This window comes from Sorangium sp. So ce590 (assembly GCF_051521365.1).
Taxonomy (GTDB): Bacteria; Myxococcota_A; Polyangia; order Polyangiales; family Polyangiaceae; genus Sorangium.
In genome coordinates, this window is the sequence record NZ_CP150346.1 from 4,346,697 (window position 1) to 4,365,367 (window position 18,671).

General features: G+C 70.3%; 12 protein-coding genes. 5 read left to right on the top strand and 7 right to left on the bottom strand.

Annotation, left to right across the window (positions count from 1 at the left end; translation table 11 throughout):
• The first annotated feature begins 38 nt into the window (after positions 1–38).
• On the top strand, positions 39–2,357 hold the full coding sequence (locus WMF28_RS16305; protein WP_437603159.1) for a nitric-oxide reductase large subunit: 2,319 nt from the start codon (positions 39–41) through the stop codon (positions 2,355–2,357).
• Between the two features lie 110 nt (positions 2,358–2,467).
• Here WMF28_RS16305 and WMF28_RS16310 read toward each other — a convergent pair whose 3' ends face one another.
• The 3 genes from WMF28_RS16310 to WMF28_RS16320 all read right to left on the bottom strand — a co-directional run bounded on the left by WMF28_RS16310 (position 2,468) and on the right by WMF28_RS16320 (position 9,022).
• Positions 2,468–3,661: a hypothetical protein gene (locus tag WMF28_RS16310; RefSeq protein WP_437603160.1), complete on the bottom strand. Its 1,194-nt coding sequence runs from the start codon at positions 3,659–3,661 to the stop codon at positions 2,468–2,470.
• Positions 3,662–4,541: 880 nt separating this feature from the next.
• Positions 4,542–5,435: a glycoside hydrolase family 11 protein gene (locus WMF28_RS16315; RefSeq protein ID WP_437603161.1), complete on the bottom strand. Its 894-nt coding sequence runs from the start codon at positions 5,433–5,435 to the stop codon at positions 4,542–4,544.
• Positions 5,436–6,493: 1,058 nt separating this feature from the next.
• A complete protein-coding gene (locus tag WMF28_RS16320) occupies positions 6,494–9,022 on the bottom strand; it encodes a catalase (protein ID WP_437603162.1) in 2,529 nt (842 codons plus the stop codon).
• Between the two features lie 256 nt (positions 9,023–9,278).
• Between WMF28_RS16320 and WMF28_RS16325 the strand changes: the two genes are divergently transcribed.
• On the top strand, positions 9,279–10,523 hold the full coding sequence (locus WMF28_RS16325) for a YncE family protein (RefSeq protein WP_437603163.1): 1,245 nt from the start codon (positions 9,279–9,281) through the stop codon (positions 10,521–10,523).
• 20 nt (positions 10,524–10,543) lie between these two features.
• On the opposite strand, the gene WMF28_RS16330 is transcribed toward WMF28_RS16325, so the two are convergent.
• From WMF28_RS16330 to WMF28_RS16345, 4 genes are all read right to left on the bottom strand, one after another.
• On the bottom strand, positions 10,544–13,456 hold the full coding sequence (locus WMF28_RS16330; protein ID WP_437603164.1) for a biotin/lipoyl-containing protein: 2,913 nt from the start codon (positions 13,454–13,456) through the stop codon (positions 10,544–10,546).
• Positions 13,457–13,458: 2 nt separating this feature from the next.
• Positions 13,459–15,192 carry an acyl-CoA carboxylase subunit beta gene (locus tag WMF28_RS16335; RefSeq protein ID WP_437603165.1) on the bottom strand — a complete coding sequence of 578 codons (1,734 nt, stop codon included), beginning with the start codon at positions 15,190–15,192 and terminating at the stop codon, positions 13,459–13,461.
• Between the two features lie 279 nt (positions 15,193–15,471).
• Positions 15,472–15,882, bottom strand: coding sequence for a CBS domain-containing protein (locus WMF28_RS16340; protein WP_437603166.1), 411 nt, complete (start codon positions 15,880–15,882; stop codon positions 15,472–15,474).
• A gap of 398 nt (positions 15,883–16,280) precedes the next feature.
• Positions 16,281–16,700: an outer membrane protein assembly factor BamB family protein gene (locus WMF28_RS16345; protein WP_437603167.1), complete on the bottom strand. Its 420-nt coding sequence runs from the start codon at positions 16,698–16,700 to the stop codon at positions 16,281–16,283.
• Between the two features lie 308 nt (positions 16,701–17,008).
• Between WMF28_RS16345 and WMF28_RS16350 the strand changes: the two genes are divergently transcribed.
• The 3 genes from WMF28_RS16350 to WMF28_RS16360 are packed head-to-tail and all read left to right on the top strand — an operon-like array spanning position 17,009 to position 18,407.
• Entirely contained in the window at positions 17,009–17,224 is a 216-nt protein-coding gene (locus WMF28_RS16350; protein WP_437603168.1) for a hypothetical protein, read from the top strand.
• Positions 17,221–17,556 (top strand): hypothetical protein, encoded by a 336-nt coding sequence (locus WMF28_RS16355; RefSeq protein WP_437603169.1) that lies wholly within the window; start codon positions 17,221–17,223, stop codon positions 17,554–17,556. Before WMF28_RS16350 ends, WMF28_RS16355 begins: the two co-directional genes overlap by 4 nt.
• Positions 17,553–18,407 (top strand): hypothetical protein, encoded by an 855-nt coding sequence (locus WMF28_RS16360; RefSeq protein ID WP_437603170.1) that lies wholly within the window; start codon positions 17,553–17,555, stop codon positions 18,405–18,407. The genes WMF28_RS16355 and WMF28_RS16360 overlap by 4 nt, the downstream gene beginning before the upstream one ends.
• Positions 18,408–18,671: the final 264 nt, after the last annotated feature.

An 18,671-nucleotide genomic window follows, 5' to 3' on the forward strand; every position in this document is an offset into this window, starting at 1 on the left:
CGGGCGCGCGCCTGGCTCACGTGAACAACGAGGTCGATATGCATAACCTACGACGACTCTGGCTGGCGCTCGCCGCCGTCATCACCGCTGGATTCTTGATCCTCGGCTTCATGGGCCGGGAGGTATACCGGAAGGCCCCGCCGATCCCCGAGATCGTGCAGACCCCGGCAGGCAGGGTGCTGCTCACGAAGGACGATATCCTCGATGGGCAGCTGGTCTACCAGAGCATCGGCGGACAGCAGGTCGGCAGCGTCTGGGGGCACGGCGCCTACCAGGCGCCGGACTGGTCGGCCGACTGGCTGCATCGCGAGGCCGAGGCGCTGCTGTCGATCTGGAGCCAGCGAGAGCACGGCGCGCCGTTCGCGGCGCTGCCCGACGAGGCGCAGGCCGCGCTCAAGGCGCGGCTCCAGAAGACGATGCGCCACAACGGGGTCGACCCGGCGACCGGGGTGCTCACGATCTCGGACGATCGCGCCCGGGCGATCGAGGAGACGGCGGCGCACTACCGCGCGCTGTTCGGCGACGAGCCGGGCCTCACGGACCTGCGCGAGAGCTACGCGCTGCACACGGGCGCGGTCCCCGACGCTGGGCGGCGCGACAAGCTGACGGCGTTCTTCTTCTGGACCGCGTGGTCCTGCGCCGCGGAGCGCCCCGGCACCGGCGCCAGCTACACGAACAACTGGCCTCACGAGCCGCTCATCGGCAACGTCCCCACGACCGCCAACGTCATCTGGTCGGTCGTGAGCATCGTCCTGCTGCTCGCCGGGATCGGCGCCCTCGTCTGGTATCACGCGTTCCGCCGCAGCGAGGAGCCGGCCGCCCCCGCGCCGGAGCGCGATCCGCTGGGCGGGTGGGAGCTCACCCCGTCGATGCGCGCCATCGGCAAGTACTGCGTCGTCGTGGTCGCCCTGCTCGTGCTCCAGGTCGGGCTCGGCGCGCTGACCGCGCACTACACGGTCGAGGGACACGAGGTCTTCGGCGTGCCGGTCGCGGACTACCTCCCGTATGCGGTCACGCGCACCTGGCACGTCCAGCTCGGCGTCTTCTGGATCGCGACGGCCTTCCTCGCGTCGGGGCTCTTCCTCGCGCCGGCCGTGGGCGGGCGCGAGCCGAGGGGGCAGCGGCTCGGCGTCAACGTCCTCTTCGGGGCGCTCGTCTTCGTCGTCTTCGGCTCGCTCGCCGGAGAGTGGCTGGCGGTCAAGCAGTGGTTTGCCCTCGAGACGTCGTTCTGGTTCGGCCACCAGGGGTACGAGTACGTCGACCTCGGCCGCGCCTTCCAGATCGCCCTCTTCGGCGGCCTCATCCTCTGGCTCTTCCTGATGCTGCGCGCGCTCTGGCCCGCCCTCGCGCGGCGCGACCTGAGCCGGCACATCGTGATCCTCTTCACCGGCGCGACCGTCGCGATCGGGCTGTTCTACGGCGTGGGCCTGTTCTACGGCGCGAAGACCCACCTCTCGGTCATGGAGTACTGGCGCTGGTGGGTCGTGCACCTCTGGGTCGAGGGGTTCATGGAGGTCTTCGCCACCGCCGCGATCGCCTTCCTGTTCACGCGGTTCGGCCTCGTGCGGCCCGACAGCGCGGCGCGCGCCGCGATCCTGTCCACCTGCATCTTCCTCATCTCGGGCATCCCCGGCACGTTCCACCACCTCTACTTCAGCGGCACGCCGGTCTCGGTGATGGCCGTCGGCGCGAGCTTCAGCGCCCTGGAGGTCGTGCCGCTCGTCCTCGTGGGGATGGAGGCGCACGAGACGTGGCAGATGCAGCACCGGAGCGCGTGGATGCAGGCCTATCGCTGGCCCATCCAGTTCTTCGTCGCCGTCGCGTTCTGGAACTTCGTGGGAGCTGGCGTGTTCGGGTTCCTCATCAACCCGCCGCTCGCCCTCTATTACATGCAGGGCCTGAACACGACGCCCGTGCACGCGCACGCCGCCCTCTTCGGCGTCTACGGGCTGCTCTCGCTCGGCCTCGTGCTCGTGATGCTCCGCCGCCTGCGCCCTGACGCGGTGTGGAGCGACGCGCGGCTCCGGCTGGCGTTCTGGGGGATGAACGGCGGGCTCGCGCTCATGATCGCCCTGAGCCTCCTGCCGATCGGGCTCGCGCAGGCGTGGGCCAGCGTCGACCGCGGCCTGTGGTACGCGCGGAGCGCCGACTTCCTCCAGCAGCCGGTGATCGAGGCGCTGCGCTGGATGCGGCTCGTCGGAGACACCCTGTTCATCGTCGGCGTCATGGCCTTCGTGGCGTTCGTCGCCGGGCTCTGGACCCGGCGGCCGGCGGGGGCCGCCTCGGCGCGGCCCGCGGCGGCCGGCGAGGCGGCGGCGATGGCCGCTCCGGCGGCGAGCCGCGCGCCGGCGGCCTGAGCCACCCTCATCCGTCGCGGGCGCCCGCCTCACAGCTGCGCGAGATGCCACCCACGGGCCGCTCCCGAGCAGGGGCGAGCGGCCCGTGGGTGAGGCGGATCGGGGCGAGTCTACCGCGCCGTCGGGGCGGGCGCGCCGTCTTGGATCCACTTGCGGAGGGTCGCGAGCTCGGTGCTCGTCAGGGTCGGCTTGCCGTCCGCGGACTGTGGCATGACGCCCGTGAGGCAGCTGGCGCCGCCGGAGGGCCTGCATCCTGCGTTCGCAGCCGTCCCTGCGGCCTTGAGGTAGAGCCAGCTCTGGTCCGGGTTTCCCGGCACCACGAGCCTGAACTGCCCGCCGTACTTGGATGCCTGATTGACGAGGCCCGCGACGATGTCCGCCGAGCTGACGTCGCCGCCGAGCGACAGGCCTGCTTGGGGACCGGTCGATTGCGCCGCGTGGCAACCGCTGCACTTGTTGACGTCGCTCTCGAGGATCGGACGGACCGTGGTGTGGAACACGCCGGACTCCGTGGGGAGGGGATCGACGGGATCCGGCTTCAGCTCAGGATTGATGACCTGAGCGATCGCGTCCATCTCGTAACACTGGGCCGCTACCGCGTCCTTCAGCTTCTGGTCGGTGGGCGACATGCCCTTGGCGACGCGGTACTTCTCCCAGACGTTGTCGATCCAGCCGTGCAGCTTCCAGAACATGTAGTTGTCGATGTTCGTGAACTGGTTGCCGAGGCCGTGGTCGGTGTTGTTGCTGCGTACCCACTTGAAATGGAGATCCCCGTGCAGGCCGCTGGCCGACACACTTGCGCCGGGGATGGCTTGACCGGCGAAGCACTGGAGCCACATTCCGAACGCGCCTTCGTCCGGGAAGCGGCTCAGGTTCTCCGGCTTGTCGATCTCGTCGGCGATCTTCGCGTTGGCGAGCGTCGTGGCGCTCCAGGCCCTGAAGTCCGCTCTCCACTGCTCGGGCAGCTCCTCCGCCGTCGTGGGGAACTTCTTGAAACCCTCGAACTGCTCGGAGTGCTTCGGCCAGAGCTGCTTCAACGACTGGATCATGTGCCGATGCATGGCGAGGAACTGGAAGCCATCGCCCGTCGTCTTGCACTCCTGGTCCGACGGAACCGGGACCGACGAGCTGCAGATATTGACCCTGCTCATCCCCCCGAACCCGCCGCCGCCGCAGCGCCGGATGCTGTGCCACTCGAAATGGGCGGCTTGCCATTCGTTCTGCTCCATCCAGGCGATGACCTCCGGCTGAACCGTGAGATCGATCTGGCTGTTCTTGCTGAACTCCGCCGGACCGTCTTTCATCGTCGCGTCGCTGGGATGGGGATCGAAACCGACCAGGCAATGATCCGTCGAGTGTGCGCCGCCCGCTCCGCTCGAGCCTCCGCTGCCGGCGGCCTGTCCGGTGGACGAGGAGCCCGTGGTCGCGGTGGCGGTGGACGCGTCGGCGCCGCTGGTGACGGAGGAAGAGGTGCCGCTCGCTCCCCCTGCTCCCGGGGTGCCCGCGCCTCCGGCTCCAGCGGTGCCCCCGAAATCGGGATCTTCGCCGCTACAGGCCCCCAGCAGGAGGGCTGTAACGCATGAGAGGAAACCGAGCGTGCGCTGCGATATCTTGCCGAAGGACACGGTGGACAGGCCTGCCTGATCGTTGATTCGCATGGTGCTCCTAGTGACCGCTGGATGCCAGGTGCGCGCTCCCGCTCAGCCGCTGGGAGAGGCGCCAGATGGGGCCTCGGCCAACAGCTGGTTGCATTGCAGAGCGCGAGGCTCGCGGGCAGATAAGCGGGTGTAAAATTCGCTACGAAGAGATCATCAGTCGTCTCTTGGATGAGCCGAGGAGACAGGAAGAACAAAGCGATTCGAGCGTGTCAATGGCGAATCGCCACGCTCACCTCGAGTGATAGAAGTTTCCTTGCGCGATCCGCCTCCTTCGTAAAAAGGTGACGCTGTATCAACAACCTATCCGCGCATCGAAAGGGCCGCCTTCACTCCGCAGCCTGCGGGTCCCCGGTGCCGGCGGTCGTGCCGCCACCCGACACAAGCCGCCTGACACCGTGACCCGCCACCTGAGATTCCGGGAGAGCGCCGTTCGTATGCCCTGGGCGCCGGCGATTCAGCGCTCTCCCGGACCGTGGACGCGTACTTCTTCTAGTTGCTGGCCGAGGCGATGCTCAAGGCCCAGCGCTCAGTCAATCGAGACCTTCACATCAGCGCTACCGCTGCTCTGATATCCCTCCACGACCAGCGAGACCTCATAGAATTTCCCCAGGGTCAGCCCCTGGCGCCCCCACGCGTCGAAGTGGTTGGCGACGGTGATGGTTCCGCTCGTGCGCTTGTCCTTCCGGACGCTCCAGAACTGATAGAACGTCGCGGTGCCTTCGATGGAAGGCTGGTTGACTCGCTGGGTCTTGTAGATGTCGTAGGTGCCTCCGTCGCTGTCGACGGTGCCCACGAACCCTTCTCCGCCCGGCGGCCGCCAGGTGCCCCAGCTATCGATGATGTAATACTCGATGAGCGGGCCCGTCGTCCACCCATAGACGCCCAGGTAGGAGTTGCCGTTCGGCCGGTAGTTGGCCTCGTACGTGACGATATTGTTCTTCCCCCCCGGTCTCACGCCTTTGCGGCCCAACAAGTTGTTGATGTTGCTCCACTCTACGCTGAAGCCATCCGCCGTGTTGGTCAGGCACCCTTCCCCTCGGTCCTTCCAGTACTCGTAGGTGAGTCCGCAATGGGTGCCGATGCCATCGCTGCAGACCCTCTTGTCGGCCTCCGTGCACGCGACAGGTGTGCCGCCGGTCGTGCTTGAGCTCGCGGGTCCGTCCGAGCCGCCGGTCCCGCCCGAGCCGCCGGTCCCGCCCGAGCCGCCGGTCCCGCCCGAGCCGCCGTTCCCGCCCGAACCGCCGGTCCCGCTCGTTGTCGAGCCGCTCGTTGTCGAGCCGCTCGTTGTCGCGCCGCTCGTTGTCGCGCCACTCGTTGTCGAGCCGCTCGTTGTCGCGCCACTCGTTGTCGAGCCGCCCGTTGTCGCGCTGGTCGACCCGCCCGAGCTAGCCGCACCGCCGGTGCCGCTACCCGTGCTCACGCTACCCGTTGTCGCGCCGCCCGTCCCAGCCGCGCTGCCACCCGACCCGGGATCCCCAGATGAATCGTCGGAGCCCGAGCAGCCAACGGCAACGAACCCGAAGACAAGAGCGTAAGTTTGTAGTGAAGCTGGACGCACGTTTCCTCCTTGGCCAGGTCTAAATTCCCGGCAACCGACTTCTTGATCACGAATAGTACTAACATTCGATGGCCAGCGACCCGGACGAGCGCTTCAGCTTCCGGCCCAGGGCCAGCCGAGGCTCGATCTCCGTCCGCCCCCTCGAACGCCTCTGTGGCCGACAGCACATCCATCCGCTCGCCGTCACCCTCGTTCCTACGGGATCCCCTCCGCCAGCGGGCGCGGCGCCCCCCGGAATCCCCCCGCGCCACCGGCGCCGCCCGCCCGAGCAGGCCGAGCGTCGCGAGCCGCGGCACGCCGACGCGCACGGTCACCTCGACCCGCTCGACGTCCGGGATCCGCCTCTCGCCTGGAAAAATGAAGCTGTATCAACAGCTGATCCATGCATGGAAGGGGCCGTCTTCACTGCACAGCCTGCGGGGCTCGAGCTCCACGTGCCTCGGCGCATTGAAGGTAAAAAATGTCAGTCCCTCTGGATTCTATGAGTGCGGAGTCGAGCAGGTGGTACCGGAGGCGAGAGGGTAGAGGCTGATCTGGAGATCGAAATCCGGGACGGCGGGGATTCGAGCCCATCGCAAAATTCGCGCGGGTCGGCGCGGTGGATTGGACAGCATTTGCAGCGGGTCTCTCCCTCATGGGACTCGCCTGCGGATCTACCGTGGGTGGCGAGACGCCCGGCTCGGGAGCACGGCGGCAAGACCATCGATCTCAGCGTATCGGTGAGCCTGCCAGCGGGCGCGAGCGGCGGGCGCGAGCGGCGCCATTCCGGCCATCCGGCAGACACGCACTCCACGGCGGCAGGCCATCCGACCCGCACAATCACCGCGCGTTCCATGAGGAGCAGGAGGAGCCGCTGAGAGTGGATCGATCGGGAGACGCCCACGTTGCAGGGGCGGTCGTGGCCTTCGGAGATCGCTCCGTCAGACCGCCGGCGGCTCGGTCTGGCGTTGCCACGCGCGGTGCATGGCGATCGCCTCGATGAACGCCGGGGCCGCCGCGGCCACCGCGTCGTCGGGCGTGGCGAGCAGGCCCGGGTCGGCGCCCGCGCCGGCCTCGGCGGCCCTCACGCCCGCGGCCTCGGCGAGCGGCGCGGCCGACGCCGGGACGAGCAGGGGCTTGCAGTGGCGGTACTGGAGCTGGACGAACTCGACCGCGAGCCCGTCGCGCGCCAGCGCCGCCGCGCCCGCGCCGGGCGGCAGCACCGCGGCGTCGAAGAGGACGCTCGGGGCGGCCTCGATCGTGACCTCGACCGGCAGCTCGTCGCCCTCGGCGGTGCGCACCACGCCGAGGCGCGCGCCGACGTAGCGGGGCACCGCGCCGGCGAGCAGCAGCGCGTCGTAGAGGGCGCCCGACGCCGCGCCGCTCACGCCGTCGGCGACGAGGAGCGCGACGCGGCGGCCGAGGATGCGGCCGTCGCCGGGCCGGGCGAACAGCGACAGGGCCGGCGACACAGCGACCTCGGGGTCCTTGATGGGCGGCGCCACCATCGAGAGCGGCTCGGGGAGCGGCATGCCGAGGTCGGCCGCGACGCGCGCGGCCAGCCCCTCGTCGACGTTCCGCAGCATCCGGACCATGCGCTCGCGGATGGCCTGCGTCTGCACGCGCGTGAGCTCGAAGCGGAAGGCGCGCGCGATGTGCTCGCGCTCGACGGGCGTCTGGCTCGCCCAGAAGAGGCGCGCCTGCGTGAAGTGGTCGGCGAACTTCTCGGGCTTCGCGCGCAGCTTGCTCGGCTCGGTCGCGGCCTGCTGCGCCAGGAGCCGCTCGGCGACCGAGGCGAAGCCGCGCGCGCCGGCCTGGAAGGGGCAGCCGCCGGCGAGCGAGTTGGGCTCGTAGCTCACGCGGCCGCGGGGGATCGCCTGGCGGTGGAACCCGTCGCGCTGGTTGTTGTGCACCTCGGCGAGCGGCGCGTTGATCGGGATCTCGTGGAAGTTCGGCCCGCCGAGGCGCGAGAGCTGCGTGTCGAGGTACGAGAAGTTGCGCCCCTGCAGCAGGGGGTCGTTCGTGAAGTCGATGCCGGGGACGACGTGCTGCGTGCAGAACGCGACCTGCTCGGTCTCGGCGAAGAAGTTGTCGGGGTTGCGGTTCAAGACGAGCCGGCCGACGGTGCGCAGGGGCGCGAGCTCCTCCGGGACGATCTTTGTCGCGTCGAGCACGTCGAAGCTCCACCGCTCGGCCTCGGCCTCGGTGAACGTCTGGATCTGCAAGAGGTACTCGGGGAACGCGCCGCCCTCGATGGCCTCCCAGAGGTCGCGGCGGTGGAAGTCGGGGTCGGCGCCCGAGATCTTCACCGCCTCGTCCCAGTCGAGCGAGTGCGTGCCGAGCACGGGAGTCCAGTGGAACTTCACGAGCGTCGCCTCGCCGGCCGCGTTGACGAGCCGGAAGGTGTGCACGCCGAAGCCCTGCATCGTGCGGAAGCTGCGCGGGATCGCCCGGTCGCTCATCTGCCACATGACCATGTGCATCGACTCGGGCATGAGCGAGATGAAGTCCCAGAAGGTGTCGTGCGCGCTCGAGGCCTGCGGCATCTGGTGGTGCGGCTCGGGCTTGACGGCGTGCACAACGTCGGGGAACTTCATCGCGTCCTGGATGAAGAAGACGGGGATGTTGTTGCCGACCAGGTCCCAGTTGCCATCGTCGGTGTAGAACTTCACGGCGAAGCCGCGCACGTCGCGCACCGTGTCGGCGCTGCCGCGCTCGCCCGCCACGGTCGAGAAGCGCACGAAGACCGGCGTCCGCTTGCTGACCTTCGCGAAGGGCGCGGCCCTGGTGAGCGAGGTGATGTCTTCTGTGCACTCGAAGTAGCCGTGCGCGCCCGAGCCACGCGCGTGCACGACGCGCTCGGGGATGCGCTCGTGGTCGAAGTGCGTGATCTTCTCGCGCAGGATGAAGTCTTCGAGCAGCGTCGGGCCGCGCAGCCCCGCGCGCAGCGAGTTCTGGTTGTCCCCGACGGGGACGCCCTGGTTCGTCGTCAGCGTCCGGCCGAGCGAGTCGACGCGGTGCTTCTGCAGCGGCCCCTGGTTCGGATTCTCGCCCGGCGCCGCCTTGGCGCCGTTCTTCTCGGACTCGTTGCTCTCGGTGATCGTGCTCGCGGTGGCGTCGAGGTTCTCGGGCTTCGCCGTGGCACCTTGCGGCGGCTGAGGCAATTTGCCGCGTAGCGCGTACTCGGCGGGTTTGTTCACGTTCTCGGGGATCGCGGCGACGAGCGCTTCGGTGGCGTCGACCTTCGCGTCGAGGCGGTCGGCGGCCGCGACGTTGCGCACGCCGGCGTCGTCGCTGCTCGTCCCGCTGCCGAGCGCGGTCGCCGCGCGCTCGAGGAGGCTGCGCTTCGGCCGCGTCGCCCGCGGCTTCGCCGACGGGCCGCCCATCGATTGCTTGGCGCTGCCCGCGCCCTTGTCGCGCGGTGCCGGCTCTTTGGACGAGGGATTCGCGGGGTGTTTGCGATCGGTCATGAGATGGCCTCCGGGGGAGCCGGGGCTTTCAGCAAGGAGCGCACCAACGCTCCAGCGCGCGCGCATCCTGACGTGCCTCGAGGGCGAGCTCGGCGCCGACGTCGCCGGGGCGAGGGTCGTACGGAGCGGCCGTCGGCCGGGCGCCTCCTGGAGCGCACGGGCGGGGCTGATCTGTGGTAGGGCAAGCCGCGTCCTGCGCGGGCGGCTGCTACGATGCGGCGTGCGCGGGCTGGCGGCGCTCGTCTCGAGGTCATCCATGGTCATTGCGCGATTCCTGGGTTGTGCGCTCGCGGCGGCGGCGCTGGCGAGCTGCAGCGACCCCGATCCCATCATCGAAACTCGCCACGGTGCTTACGAGGGCGACGCCTATCCGAACCGGCGCCCGGAGATCGTGATTCCGGACGGCGGAATGGGCGTGGTGACCGATAGCCTCTCCGATACGATCTCCCTCATCGCGCTCGAGACCGGCGAGCGGTTCGGCGTCCGCCCCGTGGGCCGCGAGCCCGTGACGATCGATGGGCCTCACCGCGTGGCCGTGGACGCCGCGGGCGGCGCGCTCTACATCGCGCTGTCGTACCCTGCCATCGCCGGCTCGAGCGGCCCCCACGCGGTGCACGGCGGGAGCGCGGTGGCCGGCTATGTCCAGAAGCTCGCGCTCGACGACCTGCGCGTCCTCGGGCAGGTGCGCGTCGAGGCCAACCCGGGCGACATCGTGATCTCGGAGGACGGCGGGCGCGTGGTCGTCTCTCATTTCGATCTCAAGCGCGCGCTCGACAACCCGGAGGACCCCGAGGCGGCGCGCTCATCGCTCGCGGTCCTGGAGCCCGACGCGGACTGGCCTCATGGCGCCGCCGCGCCGACGCTCATCCCGGTCTGCAAGGCCGCGAACGGGATCGCCCTCTCGCGGCCGGACGGCGCCCGGGCCTACGTCGCCTGTTATGGCGACAACGCCCTCGCGATCGTCGACCTGACGGACCCGGACGCCGAGGTGAAGCTCATCCCCGTCGGGCCGCCGCTGCCGTCCGACGCCCACTCGTCGTCGTACGGGCCCTACGCCGCCGTCATGTCGCCCGATCAGAAGACCATCGCCGTGAGCAACACCGACAGCAGGGACGTTCGCTTCTTCGATGTCGCGTCGGGGACATTCGACGAATCCAGGACGATCCTTACGATCGGCGCGCCCTATGTCAGCGCGTGGACCCCTGACGGGAGCGCCATCTACGTGCCGACGCAGGTGCCCGACACGATCGTGCGGATCGGCATGACCCAGGACGACAGCAACGCTGTCGTCCGGAACATCAGCGGGGAATGCTTCAGGCCGCACCTCGCGGAGCTCGACGAGGAGCACGGGCTCTTCATCGTCTGCGAGGGCGACCAGACCGTGACGCCGGGCAAGGTGCTCCGGCTCGATCCCGAGACGCTGGAGACGCGCAGCGAGGCCGAGGTGGGCCTCTTTCCCGACGCGTTCGCGCGCGTCGCGGCGGGGGCGCGATCGCGATAAGGAACGTCGCGGTCCCTCCCTCAGGGGCCCTCCGGGTCGAAGACGGCGTCCACATACCGCATCGTCTGCTCGCGCCGGCGGCGCTTGCGATCCCCCGAGTCCTCCTCCACGTGCGCTTCATCCGGCCTCACGCGGAAGAGCGGCTGTCCCTTCTGCACGATCGCCCCCTCGCCACCGTCGATGAGCACCTCCTCGATCGTGCCGGAGAACGGCGCGAGCACCTTGTTGAACATCTTCATGACCTCGAGGACGTAGAGCGGGTCGCCGGCGTCGAAATGGCTCCCCTTCGTCACGAAGGCGGGCCGATCCGGCGCCTCCTGCGCGTAGAACATGCCGCCGGTGACCGCGACGATCTCGTTGGCCCGCCTCGCGGGCGGCGGCGCGAGGACCTTGCGCATCCGGGCCGAGAGCTCGCTGTCGAGCAGGCGCTCGGGGAGGGCGACCGTCCCGTCCTCCCGCACGTGGAGCTCGAAGAAGCGCGTGGCCTCTCCCGCGAGGACCAGCGCGTCGAGGAGCTCCAGCCCCGCCTGGAAGCCGAGGTGGGAGCCGCGGACCCTCCGCCAGAGCTCGCCGTCATGGCCGGGAGGCGCGGTGTCCTGGGACAGGACCTCTCGCAGCACGGGCCACGACGGCGCGCTGCCCGCCTGGCGCATCCGCTCGCCGAGGCGGCGATAAAAGCCGAGCGCGCGCGAGAGGAGCTCCTGGTCGTGATCCCAGATCGCGTGGGCCGCGGGGGCGTGCGGCTGCGGCGCCATGTTGAGCAGCCAGTACGTGTCCGCGAGCACCTCGACCGGGTTCTTGAGCCAGCGCACCCGCCCCGACCGGACCTCGAACGCCCCCATGTTCCGGCTGAGCCACGCCGACAGGAGGTGCGGCTCGGCGCAGATCCGCTCCACGGGGCGGCGCACAAGCGTGTCCTTGAGCGCAAAGACCTTCCTGAGCGCCACGTCCGCGCCATCGTGGGCCCCGGACTGCGCCGCCAGCCGGCGCGCGTGACGGGCGCCGAGCTCGGCCCACATCGCGTCGAAATCGAGGCCCCCGAGCTCCACCGAGAGCAGGCCGACCTGCGTGAGGTACGGGACCACGAAGCGCGTCGTCGGCTTCGCCCACACGCTCCGCGCGAGGAACCAGTGCACGAGCCCGTAATGAAACAGGAGGTTCGTGTGCAGATCGCTGCCGCGCAGGGTGGTCGTGCGCAGGATCTCGCAGAGCCGCAGATAGGCCTCCTCGCGGGAGCCGCCGTAGGTCACGAGGAGCGCGATGTTGCTGTCATACGCGCCGGCGAGCCGGTAATGCATGAACACCCCCGTGTCGGGGTTCTTCGCGCAGATGCCCTGATCGTCGCGGATCTCGTGCGGGTGCGGGTCGCTCCAGGAGACGATGACGCCGCCCGCGTGCGGCTCCAGCGCGCCGTTCGTGGCGTTGAGGCGCGCCTCCACCGCGGACCCCTCCCGCCGCGCGCGGATCGGCCGGGGCAGCCGCTCCCCGTGGCGCGCGAGGAGGACCATGCACTCGATGAGCGAGGTCACCTCGAACGCGTCGGCCGGATCGTCCGGGCTCTCGAAGCGGAGAGAATAACAGAGCTCCGACACCCGGTGCTCGACCTGGATCCGGGTGTTGACCTCCATGAAATAGTGATGATCGCCCTCGACGATGCACTCGAATGTCGAGGCCGAGTTCAGCCCCACCGCCCGCCCGAACCGCTCTGCCTCGGCCTCCATCCGGGCGAGCGAGGTGAGCTCGCGCTCGAGCGACGCCGCGCCGCGCGGGTCGCCCGCCGCGCGCGCCCGCTCGATCGCCTCGCGGAGCCCCTCCTGCGTGATCGCCACCTCGAGCAGCTTCTGCTCGTGCATCTGCAGCGAGCAGTCGCGCCCGCCCAGCGCGACGCACCACGCGCCGTTGCCGATCAGCTGGATCTCGTTGTGCCGCGTCTCCTCGATGTTGAGCTCGAGCAGGATGTTCTTGTTGTCGCCGACGCCCGCGGCCTTCACCTCGGCGAGGACCTCCCGCGCCAGCGCGGGGACCTCGGCCGCCCGCGCGCGCGCCGCGGCCCCGGGCTCCGCCGCGCCGGGCGCGATGCCGGCGAGCAGCCGCTGCCCCTTGCCGCCGCCGCCGCCGATGGCCTTGAGCCGGATCCGCCGCCCCGGGTGGCGGGCGAGGAGCTCGGCCGCGCCCCGCTCGAGCTCCGCGCAGAGCTCGTCGGTCGTGTAGAGATCCACGCGCCGCGCGTACGCCGCCGCGAGCAGCGCGTCCGCCGCCTCGGCGAGCGGGACCTCCCCGGCGAGCCGCGCCGCGAGCGACGGCCCGCCCAGCCCGCGCTCGGCCGCGGCCGCGCGCAGCGCCGCGTGATCCGGCCACTTGCGGAGCACGATCCGCCGGGTCGCGTCGTCGATGCCCGGCGTCACGCTGACCGCTGTCGCGAGCGCCGTGCGCTTCGCCTCGTCCTTGAGCCCGGCGGCGCGCTGGACCGACGAGCGAGGGCCGATGAACACGAGCCCCGCCCCCTCGAGGGTGCGCACGAACTCCTCGTCCTCGGCCATGAAGCCGTAGCCCGCGAACACGTGCGTGTAGCCGCACTCCCGGGCGATCGCGACGATCTCGTGCATCAGCTTGACGCGCTCGTCCTTCGTCGCGCCTGTGTAGTCCTTCACCCGGTGCACGCGCGCGGGGTGGATGCAGCGCAGCTCGGGCGCCAGCGCGTGCGTGTAGACGATCGAGTCCTTCTCCGACAGGAGGATGCCGTAACGCTCGATCCCCATCTGGGCGAAGACATCCATCGCCTCTTTCCGGATCGGACCCCGGCCGACGATCAGCGGCCGCACGTCCTCGGCGGCGAACGAGCGCACCCACGCCGAGCCCGATCGCCCGAGCCTGCGGTCGCGCACCACCATCGGATTGCGGTCGTAACCGCGCTTGCTCACGAAACCATCCATGGTCAATGAAACTCCCGCTGAACGCCGGCGAACGGCCCTGGCTGGTAATGGCGGAGCAGGAACTCCAGGTTCTCTCCGATCACCGAGCGGAGCTCGCGCGGCATCACGAGCCGCGAGATGGAGCCCAGGCTGAGCCCCTCGCGCGGGTTCATGAGCTCCCGCTCGTACCGCGCGCTGAACTCGGCCTCTCTCGCCTTGAGCCACGCCGCGGCCTCCTCGCGGGCCTCGGCCTTCGCCCGCGCCTCGTCCATGCCGCGGCCGAGCCGCTCCTTGACGCCGGCCTTCTCCCTGGCGCTCGCCTGCGCGCGCACCTTGCGGAGCTCGTCCTTGTAGACGAACTCCTTGCCGGCCGGCCCCATCACCGCGACGCGCGTCGTGGGGAGCGCGAGGACGACATCCGCGCCGGTCGCGTAGTTGTTGAACGAGGCATAGGCGCCGCCGAACGCGTTGCGCACGAGCAGCAGGATGCGCGGGGTGCGCACGTCGATGATCGCGTCGAGCATCGCCCGGCCGGCCTGCACGATGCCCATCGCCTCCTGCTCCCTGCCCGGCAGGAACCCGGTGGTGTCCTCCATGAAGAGGAGCGGGATGTTGTAGAGGTTGCAGAAGCGGATGAAGCGCGCGTTCTTGTAAGCGGCCGCCACGTCGATCTGCCCCGACGCGACCGCGCTGTTGTTCGCCACGAAGCCGACGACGCGCCCGCCGATCCGCCCGAACGCCGTGATCGTGTTGCGCGCGCGCTGCGGCTGCACCTCGAAATAGTCGCCGTGATCGCAGATGCGCTGGATGAGGATGCTGATATCGAGCGGCGTATTGTAGCCTGTCGGCGACGAGATCGTCCTGCGGAGCAGCGTATCGATCTCGGTCGTCTCCCGGTCGAGCGGGTCGCTCGTCCGCTGGAAGGGCGGGCTCTCGCGGTTGTTGCTCGGCAGGTAGCCGAGCAGGCGGACCGTGGTGCGCAGCGCGCCGACCTCGTCGGGCACCGTGAGATCGGCCACGCCCGAGGCGCCGTGGACCCGCGGGCCGCCGAGGTCATCGGGCGAGACCACCTCGCCGAGGACCGATTTGACGACCGCCGCCCCGGTCAGGCCGAAGAACGTCCCGCCCGGCTGGATGACGAAGCTGCCCTGCCGCGGCAGGTAGGAGCCGCCGCCCGCGTTGAACCCGAACATGCACATGATGCTCGGCACCACGCCGCTGATCTTGCGCAGCGCCGCGAACGCCTCGGCGTAGCCGTCGAGCCCGCCGACGCCCGCGGGGACGTAGGCGCCGGCGCTGTCGTTGAGGCCGACGAGCGGGATCCCCCGCTCTCCCGCGAGCTGGAACAGCCGGGCGAGCTTGCGGCCGTTCGTCGCGTCCATCGACCCGGCGCGGACCGTGAAATCGTGGCCGTAGAGCGCGATGTCGCGGGTGCCGATGCGCAGGATCGCCGTGACCAGCGAGGCGCCGTCCAGGTTTGGCCCCCAGTTCTCGAAGATGACGCGCGGCGGCTCGGGGGTCAGCACGCGGATGCGCTCCCAGATCGTCATCCGGCCTTTGCTGTGCTGCCGGATGATGTTCTCCGGGCCCGCGGACACGTAGGGGCGCCGGCGGAGCTCCTCGGCCTCCCGCAGCGCGGCGTCGTACGCCGAGGCGGGCGCGGTCGCTTCGCCGGAGCGCTCGTCGAGCGGATCGTCGAGCGAGGGCACGACGGCGGCGGGCTTTGTGGCTAGTTCGTTGCGATCAAGGGGACTCATGGACAGGACATGCACTGTACCATGGCGCGATCTCCGGGCGCACCTCGCGCGCCCGGCGAGGCGCGGGCCGGCGTCCGCGTGGGGCGCGTGTTGGGCGCGGCACAGGGCCCCGGCCTCAGCTGCTGCTCGGGCCGGCCGCCGGCGCGGGGGCGGCGAGCGCGTCGAGGCGCGCGCTCGTGGAGCTCACGATTCCCCGGGATTCACCGGGACGAGGTGGGTTATCCGGTCGAGGTGCGACGGGCGATGACCGGCTGTCGCTTCGCGCTGGCCGGGCCGCGATCAGCCGGTCTCTCTCTCGGCGAGCAAGGCGGCCAGGACGGCCAGGGCGTCGGTCGTCGTGAAGACGCCGACGACCTGTGGGCCGTCCAGCACCACCGCCGAGCCGTACTTGCGCTCGGCCATCTCGCGGACCACCTCGGAGAGCCGCGCGTCCGGCGCGACGGCGTAGGGGCACGGCGACATCGCCTCGCTGACGAGGAGATCATCGCCCTGCTGGTCCTTGAGCGTCTCGATCCAGTAGATGTCCCGCTCCGAGATCATGCCGACCAGCCGGCCGCCGCGCAGCACCGGCAGGTGCCGGATGCGATGCCCGCGCATGAGCGTGCGGGCGAGGCCGACCTTCTGATCGGCGCCGATCGAGTGCGGGCTCCTGGTCATGCAGTCCTGGATGCGAAGCGTGGAAGAGCTCATGGGGCCTCCGCCGGGGCTGGGCTTGCGTGATGGTTCGTGACGTGACTCGTGAATCACGTGAATCACGTGTTCAGGGATTCAGTGATTGGGTGGTTTGTATTTGACAGGATTGCAAGATGCGGACCACTGGGGGGAGCTCGGCGCTCACGGCACGGTCGTCAACGCGGCTGAGCGCGTTGCCCCGAGCCGATGCACGGCCTGCGCCGCGCTGGACGTGCGACCCCCCGCCGTCCCCCGTGCGCGCGCCCGCAGCGGCTGCGCGCGGGCGCAAGCCGTTCGCCGGGCCGCATCGGACGAAACGGATTCCACCTCTTCGCGCGCTGTCGAGATCTGGTGGTTCCACAACAGCGGGGACCCCGACCCGGGGAGCGCCGCCTCGCCGGGCGCCTCGGTGCGCGTCAGTCCTTGTCGTCGGCCTGGGCGACGTTGCCCGGCACGCCCAGGGCGACCGCGGCCATCCCTTTGCCCTTGAACCGGTTGTGCCAGAGGCTCTGGCCGGTGAGCGAGAAACACTCGATCTCGCCCTGCTTGGCGACGAAGAGCCGGTCTCCCTCCAGGAGGAGCGTGGCGCGGCCCTGCGTGGCGGTCTCCGCCTGCCAGAGCAGCTCGCCCGTCGGGTAGCGCAGGCAGGCGATGCTGCTGAAGGTCGCCGCGTAGATCGCCGCAGGCGTGATCAGGAGCGCGGTGGACGAATACCCGGCGCCGCCCTGCTTGTGCTCCCAGAGCACGCGCCCGGTGACCGGGTCGACGCCGAAGATCTGATCCAGGAACGCCGCCACCAGCACCGGCGCCGCCGCGATTGTCCGGTATTCGCTCATCCGTTGCCTCTCTTCCTGATTGCGCCCAGCGAGCAGCTACCAGCAGGAGGGCAGCGCGGCAAGCTGCGGGCACGCGCGCGGTCGCGCGCCGTGCGCACGGCGGACGATGCGAGCTCGTATGGGCTCCCGGCGGACAGCTGAGGGCGGGGCGAGCTCCACGGAAGAGGCTCCTCGCTGCGCTCCTCCGGCGCGGCGGTCGTCCATCGGCGCATTTCGGAGAGCGCGGGGGCGGCTCCGCGCGCGGAGGATCGACATTTCGCCCGCGTTCGCTCTACTCTCCTCCGCTCTCCTCCGCCGCCCGGGCTTCGATGAAAGACACCGCACCGACGCAAGACCAGGCCCTCTGCTTCTATCGAGCCGCGCTCTCGACGGCGCGGCTGATCGACCGGGAGAACGAGCACTGGGTGCTCGACACCGACGCCGACGCGGCGTGGCGAGCGTACGGGGGCGACTTGCCGCAGGTGCTCAACCTCCTGGCGGTGGACTTCGGCTGGAAGTTGGTCATCTGGTTGCTCCCGACATGACGCACCCCTGGCTCAGGAGATGGCCGGTCTCGGACTTCGGCCAGCGAATCTACCGGCCGGTCCGACAGCTCGCGACAAACGAGGGGATCCGGATCAGCATCGAGAAGCTCGCAGGTGGCCCTGCATCGCGTGTCACCGCGACGCCGCCCGACAAGAAGGCCTATGAGGCCGGCAGCAACCCGCTCTGGGATCACGTGATCTCTGCCTACCCACAGCTGCGCGAGAGAGCCGACTGCTGGCATCAGTTCGCGGTCTTCGGCGGCTATGTCGCCGTCCCCGGTCCCTTCGCCCTGACCTTTCTGCAACAGTTCTTGCAGGACTCCCTGTTTTGAAGCGCTCGCTCGTCGTCGCTGCGCTCGCGGCAGCCCTGGCAGCAGGTCAGCTGGGTTGTCATCGAGAGCGCCTGCCCCAGGGCGATGCGTCGACGGGCGTGCTCACGTCGTCGGCGAGCGCGGTGAGCGCGCCTGCGGCGCCAGCCTTGCCCACCGGAGCCGCCTCCGCGGGCGACGCGGGTCTGCCCGATCTGGATGCTGCGCCCCTCGGCACCACCGGGGCTCCGCCATCGGGATCGCCGCTGTCGAGCGCCGAGGCCGCGTCGGCGTCGCCCGCTCCCGGGATGTCCGCCGGCCCGAGCGCGCCGGCTGGCAAGCCGTTCGACCAGGATGCGTGGCTCGCCGCCCGCGGCGTCACCTGGCGCCCCGACGCCTCGTGCTGGTCGACCCTCGCCGCGGTGCCGCCTCAGCGCCTCAACGTGTGCTCATGCCACGGGGCGCTCAGCCTGTCGGCGGTCGAGCTGATGGTCTGCCCGCGCGCGCGCGAGCCGGAATCCGAAGCTGCGCCCGTCGCGACGCACACGGTCCTCTACGCAGCGCGAGGCGGCGCGCTCCGTGCTGTGCTCGACGTGCCCACCGGCGCGATGCTCGACGAGTGTGCGCCGGGTACCCCGATCCCCTGCTCCGTCGCGCTCGACCTCCGCGTCGAGGGGGACGCGGTCCGATTCGAGGAGCCGGCTGGGACGACCCCCGCGTGCGACCACCCCTCGAACGCCACGAACAAGTCCCTCCCGGGCGCCTCCGGCTGGAACAGCGCCTCCGGGCAGGGCGCGCCTGCCACCTACCGGCGTATCTGCAACACCCGCGGCCGGTACGTCTGGCAGCGCGGCGCGCTCCGCCGTGCGCCGTGATGGGGGAGAGCTCGGCCGGCCGCGCCGGGCTCGCTCGATCCTGTCATCGAGGGGGGTGGCCGGATTTGAGCATGAAGGCGGGAAGCGGGGAAGAAAAGATCAATGATCTTCCTGCCTTCCCGCCATCAGGGGATTCACTCCGGGGCAAACTGGGCCCCGCAGCCTGGCGGCGGGCTTCCCGGCGCCCTCGCCGGGACGAGCTCTCGTGGATCTCGTGCGGCGAGCGCGAAGCTCACCAGCCCACCAGCGCGCCCGGCGGACGGC